The following is a 471-nucleotide window of genomic DNA, read 5'->3' as shown; positions in this document are numbered from 1 at the left end:
AACGCTGTTGCGATCGGGTAGCCGGTGAAGATGCCGACGGCGACCAGCACTGCCGCGGTCAGCAGTGCGACGATAGCGGCGATGGCTGACAGGCCGCCGCCACTCGGGAACAGCACGAGTTCGCTCCCGACGGCTTCTGTGACGTTGGCCCCCTGCAGGACTGCGCCGGCCAGCCCGAGGATGCCCACGAAAAACCCGGCCCGCATCACCGAAATCGCGTTCGCACCGACGGCCGGCGCGAACGGAGTGGACCCGGACGACCCGGCACCGATGGCCCAGGCCATGAACAAACTCGCGGCTGACGCGATAACAAGCGTCGCAATCGTACTCGTCGCGACCATCTGTCACGGCGTTTGCCCCGCCCTGCAATGAGCCTACCGTTCGCGCGCCCTTGTGAGGCCGATTATCGACTTGGGCGCGGGCGTCACGGGCAAACGTTCAGGTGGCAGTGCGTAGTTCAATCTCGCATGT

General features: G+C 65.6%; 1 protein-coding gene. It reads right to left on the bottom strand.

What is annotated here, in order from left to right; genetic code table 11:
* Positions 1 to 341, bottom strand: a 341-nt coding sequence (locus tag DVK07_RS21490; RefSeq protein ID WP_199719729.1) for an inorganic phosphate transporter, incomplete at its 3' end; no start/stop codon positions are given.
* Between the last annotated feature and the right edge of the window lie 130 nt (positions 342 to 471).

Origin of the sequence: Halorubrum sp. Atlit-26R, assembly GCF_003666015.1 — an archaeon.
Taxonomy (GTDB): domain Archaea; phylum Halobacteriota; class Halobacteria; order Halobacteriales; family Haloferacaceae; genus Halorubrum.
The sequence above is the reverse complement of the archived record's forward strand: the minus strand, read 5'-3'. Positions and strand labels throughout refer to the sequence as shown.